We start from the raw sequence: 22,591 nt of genomic DNA, 5'->3' as shown, positions 1-22,591 counted from the left end.
ACTAAAGAGTGATTATTGTTGATCGATTTTCTCCCTTTTTACTTTTGCTTTCCAATTAACATATCCTAAAACAAAAATGCCTATAAGTAGATAAACTATTGCACGAAAATAAAAATTGGTACTTGAAATTTGTTCTAAAAAAGGTTTTTCTTTCAGTTCAAATAAGGTCATGAAAATAATCATGAAAATTCCCCAAAATCCACCCATTTTCAATTGATAGTTCCATCTTTCACTCATTTTAATCTAATTTATCGGTTAGTTTTTTAAACACTGTTTTTGCATCTTTCCCTTCATACAAAATAGCATAAACTGCATCAATAATTGGAGTTTTTGCACCGTATTCTTGGTTTAGTTTGTACGCGCTTTTTACAGCATAATAACCTTCGGCAACCATTGACATTTCCATCATTGCGCTTTTTACAGTATATCCTTTTCCAATCATGTTGCCAAACATTCTGTTTCTAGAAAACACTGAATAACCTGTTACTAATAAATCGCCTAAATAAGCTGAATTATTGATATTCCGTTTCATCTTATGCACTTTACGAATAAACTTTTTCATTTCGCGAATGGCATTACTCATAATTACCGACTGGAAATTATCGCCATAACCCAAACCGTGCGCAATTCCGGCAGCAATAGCATAAATATTTTTCAGCATTGCGGCATATTCGGTGCCAATAATATCATCTGAAATCTTTGTTTTAATAAAATGACATTCTAAATTTTTGGCTAGTATTTTTGCTTTACTAGCATCAGCACAAGCAATGGTCAAATAAGATAAACGTTCAAGCGCTACTTCTTCGGCATGACATGGACCTGTAATTACGCCAATATTTTCGTAGGGAATGTTGAAATTTTTATGAAAATGCTCGCCTACAATTAAGAACGTTTCAGGAACAATTCCTTTAATTGCCGAAAAGATAATTTTGTCTTGAAGAGAAACTGTTAGTTTTTCTAATTCAGTGCTTAAAAAAGCGGATGGAATTGCAAAAATAAGATAATCAGCGTAGGCAACAGCTTCATTAATATCATTTGTAAGTTTTAGCTTTTTTATATCAAACTCTACAGAACTTAGGTAATTAGGGTTATGTCGCTCTATTTTTAGATGTTCTATAGCTGATTGACTTCGCATGTACCAAGCGATTTCAGGAAGATTTACGCACAACATTTTGGCAATAGCAGTTGCCCAACTTCCGCCACCAATAACAGCAAACTTTGGTTTTGTATTCATTACTATATCGTTTGAATGACCAAAAATACTGATTTTTTATGGCTTGGGCAAACCTTCGCTGCCTTGTTTAGCCCTGATTATCCCGAAGCTTCGGGAGGAATGCATTGCGCAGAGAAAATCTATTTTTTATTATCTTAGAAAAGCGACACCCGACGCTTCGGGAGAAGCTCTTTTTAGGATTTAGAAAAAAAAGATTTTTGCAAGCAATCTTGAAATGGAAAGCAGGATCAGCTTCAAAATAAAAAGCACTCCGAATTACTTCCGAACGCTTTAACTATTTTTTATCGTAAAAACTTAATAACTCATTTCTACGATTTCCCTCACTTTTTCTATAGTTACGTTTTGTTTTTCTCCTAATGCTTTCCAACCTCTTTCTTCAAAACGATTTACGATAAAATCGGCTGTTTTTTCGATGTTTTCAGCGTTTTCGGAGATTTTGGTTTTCATTCCCATGGTGTGGAAAAATTCAACGGTTTTTTCAATTGCTTTCTCGGCTTTTTCTTCGATAGAATTTCCGGTGATGTTCCAAACTCTTTCGCCGTATTGTGCCAATTTATCTTTTTTGGTTTCAAACATGACTTTGTACAAATTTGGACCAATGATTGCCAAAGTTCTAGCGTGATCAATTTCATATAAAGCGGTCAATTCGTGACCAATCATGTGCGTTGCCCAATCGGACGGAACACCTTTTTGGATTAATCCGTTTAATGCCATCGTTGCGCTCCAAACAAAGTTGGAAGCTAATTTATAATCACTTGGATTTTCAACAACACTTGGTCCAACTTCGATTAGCGTTTTTAAAATGCTTTCAGCAAAACGGTCTTGCAAAAGTGCATCGTGAGGAAACGTTAAATATTGTTCCATTACGTGAGTGAAAGCATCAACAACACCATTTTGTAACTGACGTTTTGGCAACGAAGTAATTACGGTTGGATCTACAATTGAGAATTTAGGAAACAAAGCGCTTCCGCCAAGCGTGAGTTTTTCTTGAGTTGCTTCTATCGTTACCACAGCACCGGAATTCATCTCGGAACCTGTTGCTGGCAAGGTTAAAACGGTTCCAAAAGGAATTACTTTTGAAACATCGGTAAATAGAATTCTCTTTTTAAGAATATCGGCTGCATCGCCTTCAAAATTGACAGCTGCGGAAATAAATTTTACGCCATCAATAACGCTTCCACCACCAACGGCTAAAATAAAATCGATTTTTTGTTCGCGAATAATTTGAACGGCTTTCATCAAAGTTTCAAATCGAGGATTGGGTTCGATGCCACCAAACTCAGTAATATCATAGCCTTTTAAAGCTGATGTTATGGCTTCGTGAACGCCATTTTTAAAAATACTTCCTCCACCATAAGCCAATAGAACTTTCGCTTCTTTTGGAACTAATGTAGCTAGTTTTTCTGTTTGTCCTTTGCCAAAAATATAATTGACTGGATTGTATAATTCGAAATTGTTCATTGTAAAAATTTTAGAGAACAAATTTACGAAACGATTGAAGGAACAAGTGGTAAAGGAATGTTAAGTTATTATTCGATATCTGAAAGAACTAATCTTTTATCTAGCAAAAGTTTTTCCGTAAATCTTTTAAATGTTGGTGTATCTCTAAACTCATCATCAAAAAACTTTAAATAACATCTTTGAAAAGGAATTTTTTCTTCACAAATAATATTGAGTAAAATCCATTTCAATTCATAAAGATGTGTTTCAGAATTTATTTGAAAATTAATAGCGACTTTCTCTGTTTCAAAATCAAAGCTTAAATTGTTTTTTACACCTAAAAAATAATATGGACCAGATTTTGAGTAGTTTGTCTTTTGTCCATAATAATCAATCATATTTATCTTAAAATTTAAAATTTTTGAAGCTTCGTATAAATTATCATTGATAGTAATTCCATTTCTGTCAATGATTAATTTGCCTTTTAATTCTCCATTTAGATTTTCAAATTCTTTAAAACGAAGAAAAATACTAGAAATAAAAGTAATTCCAAAAACAGTTCCAAATATTTGATTTACAAATGTATGTTCGTTTACATAATATTTTATTTTACTTGAATTCCATATCTCATCAATTAGAAAAATAAAACAGTAAACAAGAATACTTACCAATGAACCCCAACTTAACTTTTCAGAGAGAGTTAAATTTAAAAAAGGTTTCTTTTTTGGGATGAAAATTTCTCCTTGAAACATAATTTCTATTTCTTATAAAAATTATTATTATCAACATATTCCCAAACTTTATAAGGCAACATCGGCATTACATTTTTTTTGTTTTTGATGCTTTCGCGGATAAAAGTTGACGAAAGTTCAATCACTGGCGCACCAACACGATGGATTTTATTATGATTGACAAATTGCTCATCTATTTCACCCGAATTCAATCTGGGATAAACATAAATATTGTGATGTTCTAAAATATACTCGTAGTTTTTCCATTTGTGCAGCGAATTTAAGTTGTCTTCGCCCATAATTAATGAAAACTCATGCTTTGGATATTTTTCAAGCAAATGGGCTAATGTATTTACGGTAAAATTAGGCTGCGGTAATTTGAACTCAATATCAGAAGCTTTAATTTTAGGGAAATCTTCGGTTGCTAATTGAACCATATATAAACGTTGATAATCGTCCAGCAAGGTGTTCTTCTGCTTATGCGGATTATGTGGCGTTACAACCATCCAAATTTGATCCAAATCTGAATGTTCCGCCATGTGATTGGCAATGATTAAATGCCCAACGTGAATGGGGTTGAAGGTTCCGAAATAGAGACCGATTTTCATTTTTTTGTTTCACAGAGTTTCACGAAGTTTTTCGCAAAGTTTCACGAAGTTTTTGTGCTAATTTGTGCCTACTTTGAGTGACTTTGTGCTATAATTTTAATTTGTTACAAAACTTTTCACCAACTTATACGCTTCAGCTTTTGCCACTTCCAAATCATAATTTTTAATGATTTTGTCAAATTGTGGCGCGGTTGCCAATTCAACATGTGCTTTTGCAATTCGCATATTGATTTTATCATCGCTTTCGGTGGAACGTTCTTTTAAACGGCGTTTTAGTTCATCAACACTTGGCGGTTTAACAAAAACGGCTAATGTTTCTTGCGGAAATTTTGACTTTATACGCAATCCGCCAGCTACATCAATGTCGAAAATTACGTTTTTGCCTTTTGCCCAAATGCGTTCGACTTCACTTTTTAATGTTCCATAAAAATTATCGCGATAAACTTCTTCCCATTCGATAAAATCTTCGGCTTTGATGTGTTTTTTGAACTGCTCAATCGACATAAAGTAATAATCTTTTCCGTTAACTTCTTGTCCGCGTGGTTCGCGAGTTGCGGCCGAAATTGAAAACTCTAAATTCAAATCGTCTTGTTGCAATAAATGCCTTACTATGGTTGTTTTTCCCGAACCTGATGGCGCTGAAAAGACTAATAATTTTCCTTTTTGCATTGTGTTGTGTTTATTTCCTGCGAGGTTTCAAAAACCTCGTAGGTTTATTTAGTTGATACCTACAAGGTTTCGAAAACCTTGCAGGATTTTTATAAAACATTCAAAACCTGTTCCTTTATCTTCTCCAACTCATCCTTCATCATCACTACCAATTTTTGCATTTCAGAATGGTTGGATTTTGAACCCATCGTGTTGATTTCTCTTCCCATTTCTTGAGTGATGAAACCTAGTTTTCTTCCGTTGGCTTCAGTTCCTGCAAGGGTTTCTATGAAATAATTTAAGTGATTTTCTAAGCGAACTTTCTCTTCTGTAATATCATATTTTTCGAGGTAAAAAATCAATTCTTGTTCAAAACGATTTTCATCTACGTTTTCTTTTAATTCATCCAAAGCGGTTCGTAATCTCGTTTTAACGGTTTCAACACGTTCCGCATCATACGCTACTGCATTGTTCATCAACGTCATGATATTGGCAATTCTGTGTAAAAATTCTTTTTCTAGCGAAACACCTTCATCAATTCGAAATTGAATGATATTTTGCAACGCTTCATCAATCACGGTTTGAATTTGTTTCCATTCGTTTTCATCAATTTCGTCGCGTTCGGTTTTTAATGCATCTGGCATACGAACTGCCATTTTCATTAATTCCGTTTCATCAGCATTTGGAATAACTGCTTTCATTTGATTGATGTAACCTTTTACAATTGGAACATTGATTTTTGACGATGTTTCTTCACCTGTAACCTCAACATATAGTGAAAAATCCACTTTTCCGCGCTCTAATTTTTGCGAAAGCTGATTGCGTAAACCCAATTCCATTTCTCGAAAAACTGAGGGCATTCGCGTATTTAAATCTAAACCTTTACTGTTTAGCGATTTTATTTCTACTGTAATTTTTTTGGTTGGTAATTGCAAAGTTGCCTTTCCAAAACCGGTCATTGATTGTATCATTCTTGTATTTTATTGACTTCAAATATATGAAAAAGTGTTCAGTGTTCAGTCACAGTTTTCAGTCGCAGTTTTCAGTTTCGAAGCTTCGGGACAGTTTTCAGTTTTTACTTTTCTAAATTGCAACCAAATTTATCTGGATTGTTAATCATATAATTGATAAATTTTCCAACTTCTACCGCTTTTTCATTTAAATCTCTATGAATTTCACTACTAACATATTCACATTCTAAAGCAAAATCAAGCCAAGTACTTGTTTCTGAATTTTCACCGTCACAATCGGTTAATTTACTTATGAAATGATTTACATACCTTCTTTTTCTATAAGCTTCAGCCATATTTGAACATACACTTCTTGAAGAACGTCTTATTTGGTCAGTTAATGAATAGGTTTCTTCTTTTGGGAATGACTTCGAAACTTTAAAAACATCCATTGCTAAAGAAAATGCTTTTCTGTATGCTAATAACTCTTTATAATCCATATATCTTTATTAATATTCAATACTAAGACTGCTCACTGCGACTGAAAACTGAAAACTGCTTACTGACTACTTTTTTTCTGCGTTACCAAATAGACTCCAGTAAAGATTAAAACTGCCGAAATAATTTTCACCCAAGTAACATCATCTTTTCCTAAACTTACGGCAAAAATAGTGGCAAAAAGCGGTTGCAAATAAATAAAAACCGCAACGGTTGTTGGTTTTAATTCGCGCATGGAAACTAAGTTAAGCAAATAAGTCAAAAACGTGGAAAAGACTACGACAAAACCTATTTTCCAAATAATATCGGTTGGAAGATTTACATAATCAACCGCTTGAAATTCGCTCCAACCAAAAGGCAAAACCATCAAAAATCCGAAAGTATAAATCCATTTTACAAAGGCAAAAGCATTGTATTTATCCATTAGTTTTTTAACGATTATCAGATAAAAACCATAGGAAACCGCATTGATAAAAACCAAAATATTTCCCAAAGTTGCATTACTAGCATTGATTACTGATTTTCCATAAAGAATTAGAAAAACGGTTCCGATTAATCCTAAAATCAAACCAAAAATCTTTCGGTTTTGCATTCGTTCTTTCATCAATAGTGCCGAAAGAACAAGCACAATCATTGGCGTTGTTACCATTAAAACCGCACCCATAATTGGCGAAGTGTAACTTAATCCTTTGAAAAAAGTAAGCATGTTTAAAGCAACACCAAAAAACGCCGCAGCAATAATTCGGGGAAAATCTTGTTTTTCGATTTTTTCAGTGGAAAAAAATGGCGTAATAAGCCAAAACAAAAGCATTGAACCACCAACTCGCATTAAAATAAATCCAAAAGGGTCAACATATTTTGGCATTACATCTTTAGCAATTGTAAACGTAACGCCATAAATTATAGAAACTAAAGTCGCAGCAAGTAATGCCCAATTTCTTTTAGACATTAACTCAAAATTTTAATCACTTCTAGAACATTTTTTTGACTATTTCCAATATAAATTTTATCATCAATAATAAAAACTGGTCGGCTTAAAAACGTGTAATGTTCTAAAAGATACTTTTTGAAATCAGCTTCGGTTAGATTTTTATTTTTTAAATCCATCGATTTATAAAGCTGTGCTTTTTTGCTAAATAATGCTTCGTAACTTGCTGATAGTTGGTACATTTCATCCAATTCTTGCTCATTTATTGGATTTTGACGAATGTCGTGAAACGTTAATCGGTCTGAATTTGGAAGTGATTTTATAATTTTTCTACACGTGTCACATGATGCGAGATAGTATATTTTATTGGTCATAAATTTCTTTTTGCAAAAGTAAGATTTTGAATTCATTTCATAGATTTAAACCATTAAGATATTTAAGAAAATTAAGTTTTGCTTTTTTCTTAATGAACTTAATTTTCTTAATGGTTCAAAAAACAAAAAACTCGCTATTTTTGTAAAAAAAATTAATTCAATGAAATTCAATACCAAAGTCATACATGGAAATCAACACCATGAAGAAGTAACTGGTGCAGTAATGCCACCCGTTTTTCAAACCTCAACTTATGCACAAGTTTCACCAGGAAAACCTGTTGGCGATTATGAATATTCTCGTGCCGCAAATCCAACACGTCAAGCGCTAGAAGATGCTTTGGCTTCGATAGAAAATGGTGCACGAGGTTTAGCTTTTGCCTCTGGATTAGCCGCAACTGATTGTTTATTGCGACTATTTAAAGCTGGTGATGAAATCATCGCTATGGACGATTTATATGGCGGAACGTATCGTTTGTTCACTCGTTTGTATAAAGATAGTGGTATTACATTTCACTTCGTAGACATGACCGATTTAGAAAAATTACAGTCATTGATAAATGAAAACACCAAATTGGTTTGGGTTGAAACACCAACAAATCCGTTGATGAAATTGGCAGACATTGCCGAAATCGCGAAAATCACTAAAAAACACAACATCCTTTTTGCGGTTGATAATACATTTGCCACGCCTTATTTGCAAAAACCTTTGGATTTAGGTGCTGACATCGTAATGCATTCGGCTACGAAATACCTTGGCGGACATTCAGATGTTATTGCTGGTGCTTTGGTTATCAAAGATAAAACCTTAGGTGACGAATTACATTTCAAACAATTTGCCACAGGCGGAACACTTGGTCCAATGGATAGTTTCTTGGTTTTACGTGGTATCAAAACCCTGCATTTACGTGTGCAAAGACATTGTGAAAACGGAGAAAAAGTAGCCAACTTTTTAGCCAATCATCCAGAGGTTGACAAAGTTTTCTATCCAGGATTGCCTGATCATCCTTTTCATGAAATTGCCAAAAAACAAATGAGCGGTTTTGGTGGAATGGTTTCTTTCACTTTCAAATCAGGTAAAAAAGAAGATGCCATTTCATTTTTAGAAAAAGTAAAAGTATTCACTTTAGCTGAATCGCTTGGTGGTGTGGAAAGTTTAGCTAATCATCCAGCTTTAATGACACATGCTTCCATTCCTGAAGACAAACGATTGGAAGTTGGTATAACTGATGATTTAGTTCGTTTAAGCGTTGGTGTAGAAGATATTGATGATTTATTAGCTGATTTAGAACAAGCGTTTAGATAATAATTGACTTATAAACAAGAATATTATTTCTTTTTTTATAGTTAAATACTTATTTTTTATCATAAAAAGTGTATTTCATCGATAATTTTAGTTGTTTTGGCGATTTTTTAAAAACATTTTATAAGTTTGATATGTTTAATTTTAAAATCATCCCCAAATGAAAACAATTACTACCAAAGATGCTTTCAAATTATTGCTTTTTCTTTTAATCCTTTTTAGTGCCAAAGCCATTGCTTTTACAAAACTACCTAATGAAGAAAGTTCAAGAGGTTCTGGTTCAAGATTTAGCACTGTAAGTAAACCTAAAACTATTTCACAAAAATCCGTGAAAAGTTATGCTACTTCATATAAAGGAAAAGCATTACAATCGCATGGCAACAAACGTTTTAAGAAGTAGTTTAACCTTTTAAAGTTCTAGCGTTCAATTTTAATTTTTTTTCAGATTAGTACAGATGAAAAGAGCCGTTTCTTAGTTAAGAAACGGCTCTTTTTTAATTGATGGTTAGTTTAAAACCCATAGTTAAATCCTAAACCAAACAATTGTCTTGTTTGAAAACCTCTGAAGGCATTATCATCATAAATAGTGTGCAATGTAATATTGGAAGTCAACCACTTGTTAATTTTCATTGCGACATTAATTTGATAATCTAAATCCACGTTTTGTGGATCTTCGAGATAGTTTGAATATAGATTTAAAATATTTTCAACTGTTACATTTGTGACAATACTAAATTTATAATATCCCGAAATTGCTGCTCCAAGTTCGTATCTCAGGTTATCGCCTGGGTCAACCCCAAAAGCACCTGCATCTGCAAGAACTTGATCCATAACTATAATAAAACGAGATGTTGCAGGAGCAAAATTCACTTTACAATTGTCACTTTTTTTCCATAACATACCTGGACCAATTTGTATAAAAGCAGGACTAAAAAAGCTAGTAGTTTTAGGTAACGACCAATTAGCTGGATTATTGCCGAGATTAGTAGTTAATTGCGACTTAAAATTGAAAAAACCAGAGTAATACCAATTTCCTTTGGCTTTTCTACCATACAAGGATATAAACTCAATTCTATCATCTGACTTTAAAAGATCAGCACCTTGAATTTTTGTAATACCATAACCCATTAAAAGTTTATTATCCCAAGCCGTGTTTTCACTTTTATAATTCATGTCATAGTTTAAACTGGCGTTAATTGACAAATTACTTTGACCACCAGCTAGCCAGTTATCAAAACTTGATTGATTAAAAAGCGTCGTAAAAAGTCCTTTTTTTACCCAACCTGAAGTTCTCGTAGTGTCTTCAACAGCTTTGGTAACTTTTTCAATATCTTTAATTTCTTGTTTTGTTTGAGCAAATGTTAATGAAGAAACCAAAGTTAGTACTAGTAAAATTTTTTTCATTGTTAATTATTTAATTTTCGGGTGCAAAGGTACAAATCCATTTAAATTTTGCAAACGAATAAAAAAATATAACTTTCTAGTAACTAATTATTTAGATTTTTTGAATAATGGAACAGCAGAACAAGCTTCGCCATACATGACACTTTTTGCTACTTTTTGAAGTTCTTGAATTGCCATGATATAAGCACTTTCTGGTACAGGTTTTTTTGAACAACCCTTTAAAATTACTGGTTTATCTTGGTATTTTGAGTAGTCAATTTTAGATAAGATTTCTTGGTAAAGTGCGGTTTCTAATTCAATTTTTGTTCCTAGCACTACTTTCTTTGCAAAAGGCGAAGCGTATGTCGCAATTAAAATACTTGCCCAAGCAGGCAAAATAGCGTCAGTGGAACAATGGATAGCAACTAATTGATTATGATATTGTGACCAATCGTGATTTTTCAATGCTTCTCTAAAGTCTTTTTCTTTTAATAAAAAACCTTCATAAAGCCATTGTGAAATGTCAATTTGTGTCCGAATTCCGTTTAGATAATAGTCTTCTAAATCGAAAACTTCGAGTGACGAGTTGGCTACTTTATTGATGATTTCGTCCATTTTTTTAGTTTTCAGTCGCAGTTTCCAGTCGCAGTTATCTGAATACTGTGACTGGAAACTGAATACTAATTAAAGCATTCCCAATTCTAACTTTGCTTCTTCACTCATTAAATCTTTGCTCCAAGGCGGATCGAAAGTAATTTCTACTTCACAGGATTTAACGGTGTCTATTTTTTGGATTTTTTCTTCTACTTCGCGCGGTAACGTTTCTGCAACAGGACAATTTGGCGAAGTTAATGTCATCAATACTTTTACCTCATTGTCTTCATTAATCATCACATCGTAGATTAATCCTAATTCGTATATATCTACAGGAATTTCTGGGTCGTAAATTCCTTTTAAGGTTTTCACTACATTTTCTCCTAAGTTTATTTCATCTTTAAATTCTTCCATATGTCAATGCGAGTTATGCAGTAATCTCGTCTATTTTTTAATTATTAATTCTTTGCGCTAAACGCCAAAGCATACATTTTTATTTGTTTAATCATAGAAACTAAACCGTTAGCTCGTGTTGGAGACAAATGTTCTTTTAGTCCAATTTTATCGATAAAATCGGTATTCGCATCAAGAATATCGGCTGCTTTTTGATTGGAAAAAGTTCTAATTAAAATTGCGATAATTCCTTTGGTCAAAATCGCATCGCTGTCGGCAGTAAAAACTATTTTATCATCATTTTGCTCGCCATGAACCCAAACTTTAGACTGACAACCTTTGATAATATTGTCTTCAGTTTTATATTTTTCATCAATTAAAGGAAGTGATTTTCCCAATTCGATGATGTATTCGTAGCGTTGCATCCAATCATCAAACATTGAAAACTCCTCTACAATTTCGTCTTGTATTTCTTTTATTTTCATTCTTTATCTGAACTTGTTTCAGTTTCTTTTATTGTCATTTATGCTGAAAATATTTCATTCTTCTTTGGAAAATGAAACGATTTTATTCACCAATTTTTCTATTTCTGCAGGTGGAAACTCGTGGTCAAAATCCGTGGTTTCGTAGTTTTTATCTTTATGACGAATTTTTAAATTGGCAATTGCTGCGCCATCATAAAATCGTTTTTGTGTTGGGTCTTTTAATTGTGGAATGCTCTCTAGGTCTACTTTTTGAAAATAATCTACTAGTTCTTTCCAATCTTTATCGGAAATCTTAACTTCTTTTGGAATTTCTTTTTGGTTTCTATCAGTCGAAATGGTCGCTTTTTGATTTGCTACTATAATTCTTTGATAAAATCCTCGAGTAGTCGCTGTGTACTGAAGTGTAGTGTTGGTTATATCATTTTGTGCCTGATTACTACAACTTTTTCCTAAAAAAATTGATAGTAAAATCATCCCTATTGCTTTCATTTTTTTGGTTTTAAGACAACATCAGCTGTGCTTTTTTTAAAGCTTCAACAAAGATATCAATTTCTTCTTTAGTGTTATAAAAAGCAAAACTAGCTCTTATAGTTCCCGGAATTTGGTAAAAATCCATAATGGGTTGCGCACAATGATGTCCAGTTCGTACTGCTATTCCTAACTTGTCAACAATTGTACCAATGTCATACGGATGAATTCCTTCTATATTAAATGAAATTACTGATGTTTTTTCTTTTGCCGTTCCAAAGATTTTCAGACCTTCAATTTCAAGGAGTTTTTTTGTTCCGTATTCTAATAATTCGTGTTCGTAGGCCTGAATGTTTTCAAAACCAATTTCATTCAAGTAATCAATTGCAGTTCCAAGCACAATTCCTCCAGCGATATTGGGTGTTCCAGCTTCAAATTTATGTGGCAAATCGGCATAAGTAGTTTTTTCAAAAGAAACTGTTGCAATCATTTCGCCGCCACCTTGATATGGTGGTAATTTTCGGAGCCATTCTTCTTTTCCGTATAAAATACCAACACCTGTTGGTCCGCAAATTTTATGACCTGAAAACACATAGAAATCGCAATCCATGTCTTGAACATCGGGTTTTAAATGAGGAACAGCTTGCGCGCCATCGATTAAAACTGCCGCGCCAACTTCATGTGCTTTATCAATAATATATTTTATAGGATTTAAAGTTCCTAACGCGTTTGAAATATGATTAACTGTAACGATTTTAGTTTTCTCTGAAAGTAATTTATCAAATTCTGAAATAATCAATTCACCTTCAACATTCATTGGAATTACTACCAATTTTGCACCTGTTTTTTCGCATAACATTTGCCAAGGCACAATATTACTATGATGTTCTAATGCCGAAACCAAGACCTCATCACCAACTTTTAAAATCGAAGCAAATCCGTTGGCCACAGCATTTATTCCATGTGTTGTTCCCGAAGTAAAAATGACTTCATAGGGAAATTTTGCATTAATGTGGTGTTGTAATTTACCACGAGAAACTTCATAAGCATCAGTTGCTAACTGGCTTAACGTGTGAACACCACGATGAATATTGGCATTAATTTCTTGGTAATATTTTGATATGGCATCAATAACGACTTGTGGTTTTTGCGAAGTGGCGCCGTTATCAAAGTAGACAAGTGGTTTTCCGTTCACTTTTTGTGAAAGAATAGGAAAATCGGCTCTTATTTTTTGTATATCTAACATCTTATTTATAAAAATTCTAAATACAAAAGTACACATTTAGAAATGGTTTTCTATCAAACGTTTGTTAATAATTATTGAATGTTCATCAAACAATAGCTTTTGTTTTAACCACCCAGAAACATATAATATACATGTAAATAGATTAGCTAGAAAACTCAGTTTTAAACATAGATATAGACTTTAATAAAATGGACTGCCTACTAATTCAAAAATGAAAACTATGTTTCTATGTGGTTAAAAAAATAATTTCATAATTTGCATCAAAATCTATTTACAATGAAAAAATTCTTTAAAATATTCGGGGTTTTGCTGGTGTTGGCTTTAGTTTATCTTCGAATAGAAATTTATCCGCAATTGGACTTAATCTCGGGTTTCTCAGCCAAAAGTGTTGCTTCGGGACATTTTTTAGACAATCGTTCGCTGGAAACCATTCAACAAGAAGATAATGACATTGATAAAATAGACTGGGCAACCAACGAAATTAATGATACAAAACGATTTGTTACTTCAAAAGTTTACGGATTTAAAGAACGAAAAGCCATTTATCGTGAAGGTTTAGGTGCGACTCTAATTACTGATGATTTTGATGTTACAAAACCGTATTTGGTTCCGAAAAGAAGCAAAATCAATACTAATTTACCTTTTCCGTATGGAAATTTGGAACCAAAAGACACCGTTTTTTCCAATGTTGATTATGATAAATTGCAAAAAGTAGTTGAAAAAGCTTTTGATAAAAATGGAGAAAAAAACAAACGAACTCGTTCGGTTATTGTGATTTATAAAGACAAAATTATTGCCGAAAAATATGTCGATGGTTTTGATAAAAATTCCAAAATTTTGGGTTGGTCGATGACGAAAAGTTTGACAGCAACTTACTTCGGAATTTTGCAAAAACAAGGTAAATTCGATATCATGAAGCCAGCTCCAATTGATGAATGGGCAACCGATGAACGTTCTAAAATAACCATAAACGATTTGCTTCACATGAACTCAGGATTAGAATGGGAAGAGAATTATTCTAAAATATGTGATGCTACCAAAATGTTGTTTATTGAGGAAGATATGACGCAATCGCAAATCAATAAACCACTAATTGGAAAACCCAATAACACCTGGAATTACTCTTCAGGAACAACTAATTTATTGAGTGGAATTTTGCGAAACCAGTTCAAAACGCATCAAGAATATTTGAATTTTTGGTACAGCAGTTTGTTTGATAAAATTGGGATGAACTCTGCTCTAGTTGAAGTTGATATGGCTGGAAATTTTGTGGGTTCGTCTTACGGTTGGGCAACGACGCGTGATTGGGCAAAATTTGGCTTATTGTATTTACACAAAGGCAATTGGAACGGCGAACAAATTTTTGACGAAAATTGGGCGAACTACGTAGCCACACCAACCAATACTTCCAACGGACAATATGGCGCGCAATTTTGGTTAAACGCTGGCGGAAGATTTCCAAATGCTCCAAAAGACATGTATTACGCAAGTGGTTATCAAGGACAAATGGTGGCGATTTTCCCAAGTCATGATTTAGTCATTGTTAGAATGGGTTTAAAAGAAGACCCTGAATTTGATTTTAATGGGTTTTTGAGTGGCGTTGTTGGGAGTTTGAAGAAGTAACTAAAAACTTTCCCCAGAACCGCCACCACTAAATCCACCGCCACCAAAAGGCATTTTACTTTCCGACTCCATTGAGTTCAAATCCACTTGAGAATTTACAGCTAGCGCTTCCAGGTTTGTGAGCAAATCGCTATTTGAGTTACGCGCTGGTTTAAAAGTAATACCTGTTTCTTTGTCTTTAAGTATTCTAATTCCGAAATAGGCAATAGCAAAAAGTAATGTTCCGCCCAACATCAATGCCACTTCAATAGGTAGTATTTGATGATAATAACGAATGGTGAAAACCGAAAAACCTGTGGTAAAAAAACCAAGTAACAGCATTAACTTGTCTTTACTGTAGAGCGAATAAACGATGTAAAACACGGGAATTACAAAAGTAAAACCATAAAACAAGAAAGCAAAAGGAATGTCTTCTCCGTTGGCGATGGTCAATCCAAGTAAACTTTCAGAAAGTTCACGAACTACTAAGTAGTTCACCGAAAAATAACCCAACAACAAACTCACCGCTTGTAATATCAAAATTGAATTTTCATAATATTTCAACTTTATTGATTGACTTATTCTAAGATAAACGAGGTAAAAAATAATAGAAAGTAATAAAAGAACAAAAGGTAAAAACAGAGTGTCAACCACCTTGTTTTCTATTACTAAATAACAAATCGTACTGATTAAACCTATCAAACTTAACAGTGCTGACAAAGTGTGTAGGTAACGAATGCAAGCTACAAATCCTATAAAAGTCATAGTAATTAAAGCGGCTAACGGACTTTCAAGCGAAATGCCAATTGCCCCACAAAAAAATCCTTGAAATCCCAGAATGAAAGCGTCATCAACACCAAAACCGTAGTGGAATTGTTCTCTTGCCAAAAACTCACTCGCCACGATACCTATAATGGTATAAAGCAGCATAATTACGCCAATATAAGAATCAATTAAATTGATCGTAAATAAAGAAAAAACACCAATTATTGAAGAATACAAAAAACTTCCCAAAAGGAAAAAACCTATCCGAATTAACAAGTTCGAATTACTTTTCAATTTCGGTAATTGCCCTTTTATCTCTTTCAATTGATTGTCAGAAATAAATCCATGAGTGTTGAGCCGTTTTGCCTGAGCCAATAAAAAAGTATTTTCAAGCATTTCTTTGTTATATACAATCATGCCTTTTGTTTATTAAAATGTTGTATTACTTTTATAAATCCGAATATGGAACCTATAAAATATAATGGTGTTAAAATTGTGATTACTGGCCAAATCTCTGAAAAATCAATATTGTCAAACAATTTAAACAATAAAATATTAAAACCGATGTAGCCATAAAGGACAGTAAAAACAAACAGAAATGTTGAACCTATTTCATGGCTTTTTTTATAAAAAAAATAGAGCAAAACTGCCAGTAAAAAAACAAAAATATACCAATGCGACTCTAATAATCCTGCAATTCCACAAACACCAATTAACTGCAAGGCAAAGGCTAAAAAGACTAATTGAAAATGTTTTTTTAACGCAATTTTATTCGAATATAATTCACAAAGAATTAATAATCCACCAAGCGCAATTCCAGAGAAAGTAAGAGACGGATTGCTATAGATTTCGCTTTCTAATAACGATTTTGGTGTACTGGTAATTCCTATAAATGTTGCTAAACCAGTAATGCCAATGGAAAGTGCGCTTTTATTATCAAAATAATAGGCACAAACAAAACCAACAAAGCTGCACACTAAACTAGACAATCCGTATCCAAAAATGGAATATTGGTATTGTAAATATCCAATAAAAATACAACTCAAGATGGTACATAAAAGCACAATATAATCATAAACCGGATTGTCAAATAACACCTCATCTTTATGAAATCCTTTGGCTTTTTTAAAACAAAAATAAAATCCGATACCAATTAACAAAAAAAGCAATCCGAGTACAGCGGAATGACCAATGCTGTCAATGTTTTTATATATCAGAGTTCCAATTCCTGAGGTGAAAAGTAAAATACCTAAATACAATAAAAAACGAAGTTCGTAGTGTAGTGAAAATAAACCTCTCGATCCATAGGCTTTTATCGCTTCAAATTGCTCGTCGCTGATGAGTCTTTTTGCATATAGCTTTTGGGTAAATTCGTTACATTCTTTTGCCATGAAGTTCTAGGATTACAATCAAATATAGTTAAATATTTGCAACGTAGGCAAAATGTTTGTAAAAGCAAAAAAGGTTGCATTTCGACAACCTTTTTTTTATAAATCAAATCCTAAATTCACACCCAATTTCTGCGCGATAATCTTCGTAATTCGTTGTTTTAACTCTGGTATTTTTATGCTTTCGATTACTTCATTTGAAAACGCATACATCAACAATGCTTTAGCTTCTTTCTTTGGAATACCGCGTTGTTGCATGTAAAACATGGCGCTTTCGTCTAATTGACCAATCGTGCAGCCGTGTGAACATTTTACATCGTCGGCAAAAATTTCTAATTGTGGTTTGGCGTTGATTGTTGCTTTATCACCAATTAAAATGTTGTTGTTTTGCTGAAAAGCATCGGTTTTTTGCGCTTCTTTTTCTACAAATATTTTTCCGTTGAAAACTCCTGTTGAGCTACCGGCCAAAATGGTTTTATAGTTTTGATGGCTTTCGCAGTTTGGCGTTGCGTGATTTACAAGTGTATAATGATCAACATGTTGCTTTTCGCCAATAATGGTAATTCCTTTTAAAGTACTGTCAATTCTTTCGCCAAAATGATAGAAATTCAAGTTATTTCTAGTGATGTTTCCTCCAAATGAAAACGTGTGAACCGAAACTCTACTTTCTTGTTTTTGAGAAATATAGGTGTTATCAATTAAGTTGGCCGATAGCAAATCATTTTGAATTTTATAATAATCTACAATAGCGCGCTTTTGTGCAAAAATCTCCGTAACTGCATTCGTCAACACCGGATTTTCATTTAGCGATTGATGTCTTTCAATAATTTGAACATGCGCATTTTCGCCTACAATTACCAAATTTCGAGGTTGTACCATCAAGGCATTTTCTTTTCCAGTCGAGAAATAAATGATTTCAATTGGTTTTTCAACCACTTTACTTTTTGGAACATTGATATATGCACCTTCGTTTGCAAAAGCAGTATTTAAAGTGGTTAAACTCTCGTCTTTACTTGCAATTTTGTTGAAATACTCGTCTATAGCCAATTTATATTTTGGTTTAGTCAATGCCGATGACATTAAGCAAACATCCAATCCATCATGAGTTGTTGATGATAAAAACGATGTGAATTTCCCATCTACAAAAATCACTTTGTAGGTGTCAATTTCGTGAAGAAAGTATTTTTTTACCTCGGCAAATTCAATAGCATTTTCGTGTTTTGGAAAAACGGTAAAGTCATTTTTTAAGATGGTGTTCAACGAAGTATATTTCCATGCTTCCTCTTTTTTGGTTGGGAAACCTTTATTCTCAAAGTTTTTTATAGCCGAAGTTCTAATGTCGTGCAATTGTGCTGTAACATCAACTTTTTCTTCAAATGCCATGAAAGACGAGACTAATTTTTCTTTTAAATCCATTTTTTCAGTATTCAGTCACAGTATTCAGTCGCAGTTTCTGATAACTGTGACTGAGACTGTAAACTCCTCTAGTTTAATTCACTTTTTATCCAATCGTATCCTTTTTCTTCCAACTCGTAAGCCAATTCTTTTCCGCCTGATTTTACGATTTTTCCGTCCATTAAAACGTGAACGAAATCTGGAATAATATAATCTAACAAACGTTGGTAGTGCGTAATTACAAGAACAGCATTGTTTTCATTTTTCAATTTGTTAACGCCATTAGCCACGATGCGAAGTGCGTCAATATCTAAACCTGAATCGGTTTCGTCGAGAATTGCGATTTTTGGTTCTAACATTGCCATTTGGAAGATTTCGTTACGTTTCTTTTCTCCACCCGAAAAACCTTCGTTTAACGAACGTGATAAAAACTTTCTATCCATTTCTAGTAATTCTGATTTTTCACGAATTAACTTCAACATTTCGTTGGCAGGCATTTCTTCTTGTCCGTGAGCTTTTCGCTTTTCGTTAATCGCAGTTTTGATAAAATTTGTAACTGAAACTCCTGGAATTTCTACTGGATATTGAAACGACAAGAAAACACCTTTGTGTGCTCTTTCTTCTGGAGCCAACTCTGCTAAATCTTCACCGTTTAATTCAACATTACCTTCGGTTACTTCGTAATTTTCATTTCCAGCAATTACTGCTGAAAGTGTACTTTTACCAGAACCATTTGGTCCCATAATCGCGTGAACTTCGCCTGATTTAATCTCAAGATTAATTCCTTTTAATATTTCTTTATCTTCTACCGAAGCGTGTAAGTTGTTTATCTTTAACATTTTATTTTTCTGTTTATTCGTAATGTCCTTTTAGTGACAAAATATCTAATATTTCAATTGTGTTTTCTTCGGTAACTTGATAAATAATCCTGTGCTCTTGATTAATTCTTCTTGACCATTTTCCAGAAAGTTGATGTTTCAAAGGTTCAGGTTTTCCAATACCTTCAAATGGATGTAATTGAATATCTTCAATTAAGGAATAAATTTTATTTAAAATTCCTTTGTTACCTGATTTTATCCAAAAATCTAAATCGGTTTTCGCTTTGTCTGAAAATTCTATTTGCATAACTCTTTCAATTCCTCCATTGTCATGCGAGTTCCTCGACCTTCTTTAATGCTTTTTTCAGCTTCCAAAATTTCTTTTACAAATTCAGGATTATATGGTTTCTCTTCTTTTTCAACAATTTCAAAACCAAGTGATTTTGCCAATGATTTTAATACTGGAAAATCTTTTTTCTTTACGTTTTTCAAAATTAAATCCATAACTAATTATTTAATTAACCCACTGAACCTTCTAACGAAATTTCTAATAATTTCTGAGCTTCAACAGCAAATTCCATTGGTAATTTATTCAACACTTCTTTACTGAAACCATTTACGATTAACGCAATAGCTTTCTCGGTTGGAATTCCTCGTTGATTGCAATAGAAAACTTGGTCTTCGCCGATTTTTGAAGTCGTGGCTTCGTGTTCTATTTTGGCAGATGAATTTTTGCTTTCGATATAAGGAAATGTGTGCGCGCCACAATTATTTCCCATCAACAACGAATCACATTGCGAGAAGTTTCTAGCATTGTCTGCATTTGCACTAATTCTAACTAAACCCCTATAACTATTTTGTGATTTTCCTGCCGAAATTCCCTTCGAAATAATAGTCGATTTAGTATTTTTTCCTAAATGAACCATTTTAGTTCCGGTATCCGCTTGTTGGAAATTATTGGTCACGGCAATCGAATAAAATTCGCCTATTGAATTATCTCCTTTTAAAACTACTGATGGATATTTCCATGTTATGGCCGAACCTGTTTCTACTTGCGTCCATGAGATTTTTGCGTTTTTCTCGCAAATTCCTCTTTTGGTAACGAAGTTAAAAACACCACCTTTTCCTTCTTTATTTCCGGGATACCAGTTTTGAACCGTTGAATATTTTATTTCGGCATTGTCTAAAGCAATTAATTCTACAACTGCCGCGTGCAATTGATTTTCGTCACGACTTGGCGCTGTACAACCTTCGAGATAAGAAACATAACTGCCTTCATCAGCAATTAAAAGTGTTCTTTCAAATTGACCTGTACCTGCTTGATTAATACGGAAATACGTTGATAATTCCATAGGACAATGAACGCCTTTTGGAATGTAACAGAAACTTCCATCAGAGAAAACTGCCGAGTTTAAAGCCGCATAAAAATTGTCTTTTTGAGGGATAACCGTTCCTAAATATTTCTGAACTAAATCTGGATATTCGCGAATGGCTTCGGAAATACTCATGAAAATAATGCCTTTCTCCGCCAACGTTTTCTTGAAAGTAGTTGCCACTGAAACTGAGTCGACTACAATATCCATTGCCACATTATTCAATTTCTTTTGCTCGTCGATAGAAATTCCTAATTTCTTGTACATTTCTAAAAGCTCTGGATCCACATCGTCAAGAGTTTTGTTTGGATCGGCCTTTTTTGGTGCTGAATAATACGAAATAGCTTGAAAATCGGGTTTTTCATAATTTACGTTTGCCCATTCTGGCTCAATCATTTCTTGCCATGCACGAAAAGCTTCAATACGCCAATCGGTCATCCACTGCGGCTCGTCTTTCTTTTTAGAAATGGCACGAACAATGTCTTCGTTTAGTCCAATAGGAAACGTTTCCGAGTCTAATTCAGTATAGAATCCGTATTCGTATTCTTTATTTTCTAATTCGATTTTTAAGTCGTCTTCAGTATATTTTGCCATATTTTTTTATAAAGAAAATGATTCCCCACATCCACAAGTTCGTTGCGCATTTGGATTATTAAACACAAATCCTTTTCCATTCAATCCGCCAGAAAATTCTAAAATTGTTCCCGCTAAATACAAAAATGATTTTTTTTCAACTGCTATTTTTACATTATTATCTTCAAAAACTTTATCGTTTTCCCCAATTTGTTTGTCAAACTTTAGTTCATAAGACAAACCCGAGCAACCGCCACTTTTTACACCAACACGAACATAATCGGTTGCTGCGTTAAAACCGTCTTCTTCCATCATGGACACGATTTTTTTACTAGCTGATTCAGAAACTTGTATCATAAATGTAATTTTGATTTTGTCTAAATAAAAGGCAAAGTTACTACAAATATCTGTTTTTTTGAAATTACTAACATTTTTATAACATATACTTACATAGAAATTGTCTATAAACTTGCTAGCAATCAAGCAGTAATTTCATAATTTGCATTCGATTTTAATTTTTAAGATAAAAACATGAAAATATACCCTATTGAAGCTGGAAATTTTAAACTCGATGGCGGCGCTATGTTTGGTGTTGTGCCAAAAACCATTTGGAACCGAACAAATCCAGCAGATGAGAATAATTTAATTGATATTGCGGCTCGATGCATGCTGATAGAAGACGGAAACCGATTAATTTTAATTGATACTGGAATGGGAAACAAACAATCAGACAAATTCTTCAGTTATTATTCACTTTGGGGAAATCACTCGTTAGATAAATCGTTGGCAAAATATGGTTTTCACCGTGATGATGTAACTGATGTTTTCATGTCGCATTTGCATTTTGACCATTGTGGCGGAAGTGTAAATTGGAACGCTGACAAAACAGGTTATGAAGTAGCTTTTAAAAATGCGAAATTTTGGACCAACGACAATCACTGGGAATGGGCGACAAAACCCAACAATCGTGAAAAAGCATCTTTTCTTTCTGAAAATATTTTACCAATGCAAGAAAGCGGTCAATTGAATTTTATCAAAAGACCAACAAGTGATTTTGGGTTTTCCGAAGAAATGAATTTTGGCATTTTTTATGTTGATGGTCATACCGAAAAAATGATGATTCCGCATATCAAATACCAAGATAAAACCATCGTTTTTTGTGCTGATTTAATTCCGACAGCTGGACATTTGCCCTTACCTTATGTTATGGGTTATGACACACGACCACTTTTAACTATGCCCGAAAAATCTAAATTTTTAACCTCAGCCGCCGAAAACAATTATTTTCTTTGGCTAGAACACGATGCTCATAATCCAATTATTACTGTTGAAATGACCGAAAAAGGAGTTCGACTAAAAGAACGATTTGAAATCAATGATGTATTAATGTAATGTTA

Annotated in this window: 29 protein-coding genes; 5 read left to right on the top strand and 24 right to left on the bottom strand. The window is 33.4% G+C overall.

The features are described from left to right. Nucleotides 1–12 precede the first annotated feature (12 nt). Together WFZ85_RS03005 and WFZ85_RS03000 are read right to left on the bottom strand one after the other, a co-directional pair. On the bottom strand, nt 13–237 hold the full coding sequence (locus WFZ85_RS03005; protein WP_342694803.1) for a hypothetical protein: 225 nt from the start codon (nt 235–237) through the stop codon (nt 13–15). Between the two features lies 1 nt (nt 238). Then, complete coding sequence (locus WFZ85_RS03000) at nt 239–1,234, bottom strand: NAD(P)H-dependent glycerol-3-phosphate dehydrogenase (protein WP_342694802.1); 996 nt, start codon at nt 1,232–1,234, stop codon at nt 239–241. 15 nt (nt 1,235–1,249) lie between these two features. Here WFZ85_RS03000 and WFZ85_RS02995 point away from each other — a divergent pair, with 15 nt between their 5' ends. Further along, complete coding sequence (locus WFZ85_RS02995) at nt 1,250–1,372, top strand: hypothetical protein (RefSeq protein WP_342694801.1); 123 nt, start codon at nt 1,250–1,252, stop codon at nt 1,370–1,372. A gap of 156 nt (nt 1,373–1,528) precedes the next feature. Here WFZ85_RS02995 and WFZ85_RS02990 read toward each other — a convergent pair whose 3' ends face one another. From WFZ85_RS02990 to WFZ85_RS02955, 8 genes are all read right to left on the bottom strand, one after another. Further along, nucleotides 1,529–2,695: an iron-containing alcohol dehydrogenase gene (locus tag WFZ85_RS02990; protein WP_342694800.1), complete on the bottom strand. Its 1,167-nt coding sequence runs from the start codon at nt 2,693–2,695 to the stop codon at nt 1,529–1,531. 68 nt (nt 2,696–2,763) lie between these two features. Beyond that, nucleotides 2,764–3,426: a hypothetical protein gene (locus WFZ85_RS02985; RefSeq protein ID WP_342694799.1), complete on the bottom strand. Its 663-nt coding sequence runs from the start codon at nt 3,424–3,426 to the stop codon at nt 2,764–2,766. Nucleotides 3,427–3,431: 5 nt separating this feature from the next. Continuing rightward, nucleotides 3,432–4,013: a nicotinate (nicotinamide) nucleotide adenylyltransferase gene (nadD, locus tag WFZ85_RS02980; protein WP_342694798.1), complete on the bottom strand. Its 582-nt coding sequence runs from the start codon at nt 4,011–4,013 to the stop codon at nt 3,432–3,434. Between the two features lie 96 nt (nt 4,014–4,109). After that, nucleotides 4,110–4,682: a guanylate kinase gene (gene gmk / locus WFZ85_RS02975; RefSeq protein WP_342694797.1), complete on the bottom strand. Its 573-nt coding sequence runs from the start codon at nt 4,680–4,682 to the stop codon at nt 4,110–4,112. A gap of 89 nt (nt 4,683–4,771) precedes the next feature. Next, nucleotides 4,772–5,632, bottom strand: a complete 861-nt coding sequence (locus WFZ85_RS02970) for a YicC/YloC family endoribonuclease (RefSeq protein ID WP_133532406.1) — start codon at nt 5,630–5,632, stop codon at nt 4,772–4,774. A gap of 104 nt (nt 5,633–5,736) precedes the next feature. Further along, nucleotides 5,737–6,111, bottom strand: a complete 375-nt coding sequence (locus WFZ85_RS02965) for a four helix bundle protein (protein WP_342694796.1) — start codon at nt 6,109–6,111, stop codon at nt 5,737–5,739. Nucleotides 6,112–6,170: 59 nt separating this feature from the next. Continuing rightward, complete coding sequence (locus WFZ85_RS02960) at nt 6,171–7,058, bottom strand: DMT family transporter (protein ID WP_342694795.1); 888 nt, start codon at nt 7,056–7,058, stop codon at nt 6,171–6,173. Further along, nucleotides 7,058–7,411 carry an arsenate reductase family protein gene (locus WFZ85_RS02955; protein ID WP_342694794.1) on the bottom strand — a complete coding sequence of 118 codons (354 nt, stop codon included), beginning with the start codon at nt 7,409–7,411 and terminating at the stop codon, nt 7,058–7,060. Before WFZ85_RS02955 ends, WFZ85_RS02960 begins: the two co-directional genes overlap by 1 nt. Nucleotides 7,412–7,571: 160 nt before the next feature. Between WFZ85_RS02955 and WFZ85_RS02950 the strand changes: the two genes are divergently transcribed. Continuing rightward, nucleotides 7,572–8,714, top strand: a complete 1,143-nt coding sequence (locus WFZ85_RS02950; RefSeq protein ID WP_342694793.1) for a cystathionine gamma-synthase — start codon at nt 7,572–7,574, stop codon at nt 8,712–8,714. 157 nt (nt 8,715–8,871) lie between these two features. Continuing rightward, nucleotides 8,872–9,111 carry a hypothetical protein gene (locus WFZ85_RS02945; RefSeq protein ID WP_342694792.1) on the top strand — a complete coding sequence of 80 codons (240 nt, stop codon included), beginning with the start codon at nt 8,872–8,874 and terminating at the stop codon, nt 9,109–9,111. A gap of 110 nt (nt 9,112–9,221) precedes the next feature. On the opposite strand, the gene WFZ85_RS02940 is transcribed toward WFZ85_RS02945, so the two are convergent. The 6 genes from WFZ85_RS02940 to WFZ85_RS02915 form a co-directional block, all read right to left on the bottom strand. Continuing rightward, nucleotides 9,222–10,115, bottom strand: a complete 894-nt coding sequence (locus WFZ85_RS02940) for a DUF3078 domain-containing protein (protein WP_342694791.1) — start codon at nt 10,113–10,115, stop codon at nt 9,222–9,224. Between the two features lie 87 nt (nt 10,116–10,202). Further along, the gene (locus WFZ85_RS02935) at nt 10,203–10,709 is read right to left on the bottom strand and encodes a DUF2480 family protein (protein WP_342694790.1); all 507 of its coding nucleotides are present in this window, start codon (nt 10,707–10,709) and stop codon (nt 10,203–10,205) included. A gap of 69 nt (nt 10,710–10,778) precedes the next feature. Beyond that, a complete protein-coding gene (locus tag WFZ85_RS02930) occupies nt 10,779–11,102 on the bottom strand; it encodes an SUF system Fe-S cluster assembly protein (RefSeq protein WP_342694789.1) in 324 nt (107 codons plus the stop codon). A gap of 44 nt (nt 11,103–11,146) precedes the next feature. After that, nucleotides 11,147–11,566 (bottom strand): SufE family protein, encoded by a 420-nt coding sequence (locus WFZ85_RS02925; protein ID WP_342694788.1) that lies wholly within the window; start codon nt 11,564–11,566, stop codon nt 11,147–11,149. A 54-nt stretch (nt 11,567–11,620) separates the two neighbouring features. Continuing rightward, nucleotides 11,621–12,055, bottom strand: a complete 435-nt coding sequence (locus WFZ85_RS02920; protein WP_342694787.1) for a hypothetical protein — start codon at nt 12,053–12,055, stop codon at nt 11,621–11,623. 10 nt (nt 12,056–12,065) lie between these two features. Continuing rightward, on the bottom strand, nt 12,066–13,280 hold the full coding sequence (locus WFZ85_RS02915; protein ID WP_342694786.1) for an aminotransferase class V-fold PLP-dependent enzyme: 1,215 nt from the start codon (nt 13,278–13,280) through the stop codon (nt 12,066–12,068). 276 nt (nt 13,281–13,556) lie between these two features. Between WFZ85_RS02915 and WFZ85_RS02910 the strand changes: the two genes are divergently transcribed. Further along, nucleotides 13,557–14,903, top strand: coding sequence for a serine hydrolase domain-containing protein (locus WFZ85_RS02910; protein ID WP_342694785.1), 1,347 nt, complete (start codon nt 13,557–13,559; stop codon nt 14,901–14,903). Here WFZ85_RS02910 and WFZ85_RS02905 read toward each other — a convergent pair whose 3' ends face one another. The 8 genes from WFZ85_RS02905 to WFZ85_RS02870 all read right to left on the bottom strand — a co-directional run bounded on the left by WFZ85_RS02905 (nt 14,904) and on the right by WFZ85_RS02870 (nt 21,551). Then, the gene (locus WFZ85_RS02905) at nt 14,904–16,064 is read right to left on the bottom strand and encodes a hypothetical protein (RefSeq protein ID WP_342694784.1); all 1,161 of its coding nucleotides are present in this window, start codon (nt 16,062–16,064) and stop codon (nt 14,904–14,906) included. It lies immediately after the preceding gene. Then, nucleotides 16,061–17,038 (bottom strand): DUF2157 domain-containing protein, encoded by a 978-nt coding sequence (locus WFZ85_RS02900; RefSeq protein ID WP_342694783.1) that lies wholly within the window; start codon nt 17,036–17,038, stop codon nt 16,061–16,063. The genes WFZ85_RS02905 and WFZ85_RS02900 overlap by 4 nt, the downstream gene beginning before the upstream one ends. 96 nt (nt 17,039–17,134) lie before the next feature. Then, nucleotides 17,135–18,451, bottom strand: coding sequence for a Fe-S cluster assembly protein SufD (sufD, locus tag WFZ85_RS02895; protein ID WP_342694782.1), 1,317 nt, complete (start codon nt 18,449–18,451; stop codon nt 17,135–17,137). Between the two features lie 68 nt (nt 18,452–18,519). Beyond that, nucleotides 18,520–19,269: a Fe-S cluster assembly ATPase SufC gene (gene sufC, locus WFZ85_RS02890; RefSeq protein WP_342694781.1), complete on the bottom strand. Its 750-nt coding sequence runs from the start codon at nt 19,267–19,269 to the stop codon at nt 18,520–18,522. Nucleotides 19,270–19,282: 13 nt separating this feature from the next. After that, nucleotides 19,283–19,555 carry a Txe/YoeB family addiction module toxin gene (locus tag WFZ85_RS02885; protein WP_342694780.1) on the bottom strand — a complete coding sequence of 91 codons (273 nt, stop codon included), beginning with the start codon at nt 19,553–19,555 and terminating at the stop codon, nt 19,283–19,285. Continuing rightward, on the bottom strand, nt 19,546–19,752 hold the full coding sequence (locus tag WFZ85_RS02880; protein ID WP_342694779.1) for a DUF2683 family protein: 207 nt from the start codon (nt 19,750–19,752) through the stop codon (nt 19,546–19,548). Before WFZ85_RS02880 ends, WFZ85_RS02885 begins: the two co-directional genes overlap by 10 nt. Nucleotides 19,753–19,766: 14 nt before the next feature. Beyond that, the gene (gene sufB, locus WFZ85_RS02875; RefSeq protein ID WP_342694778.1) at nt 19,767–21,215 is read right to left on the bottom strand and encodes a Fe-S cluster assembly protein SufB; all 1,449 of its coding nucleotides are present in this window, start codon (nt 21,213–21,215) and stop codon (nt 19,767–19,769) included. 6 nt (nt 21,216–21,221) lie between these two features. Beyond that, complete coding sequence (locus WFZ85_RS02870; protein WP_342694777.1) at nt 21,222–21,551, bottom strand: HesB/IscA family protein; 330 nt, start codon at nt 21,549–21,551, stop codon at nt 21,222–21,224. A gap of 174 nt (nt 21,552–21,725) precedes the next feature. Here WFZ85_RS02870 and WFZ85_RS02865 point away from each other — a divergent pair, with 174 nt between their 5' ends. After that, a complete protein-coding gene (locus WFZ85_RS02865) occupies nt 21,726–22,586 on the top strand; it encodes an MBL fold metallo-hydrolase (protein ID WP_342694776.1) in 861 nt (286 codons plus the stop codon). Nucleotides 22,587–22,591: the final 5 nt, after the last annotated feature.

Origin of the sequence: Flavobacterium aureirubrum (assembly GCF_038739835.1) — a bacterium.
GTDB classification, from domain to species: Bacteria; Bacteroidota; Bacteroidia; order Flavobacteriales; family Flavobacteriaceae; genus Flavobacterium; species Flavobacterium aureirubrum.
This window is presented reverse-complemented; position numbering and strand designations above follow the sequence as displayed.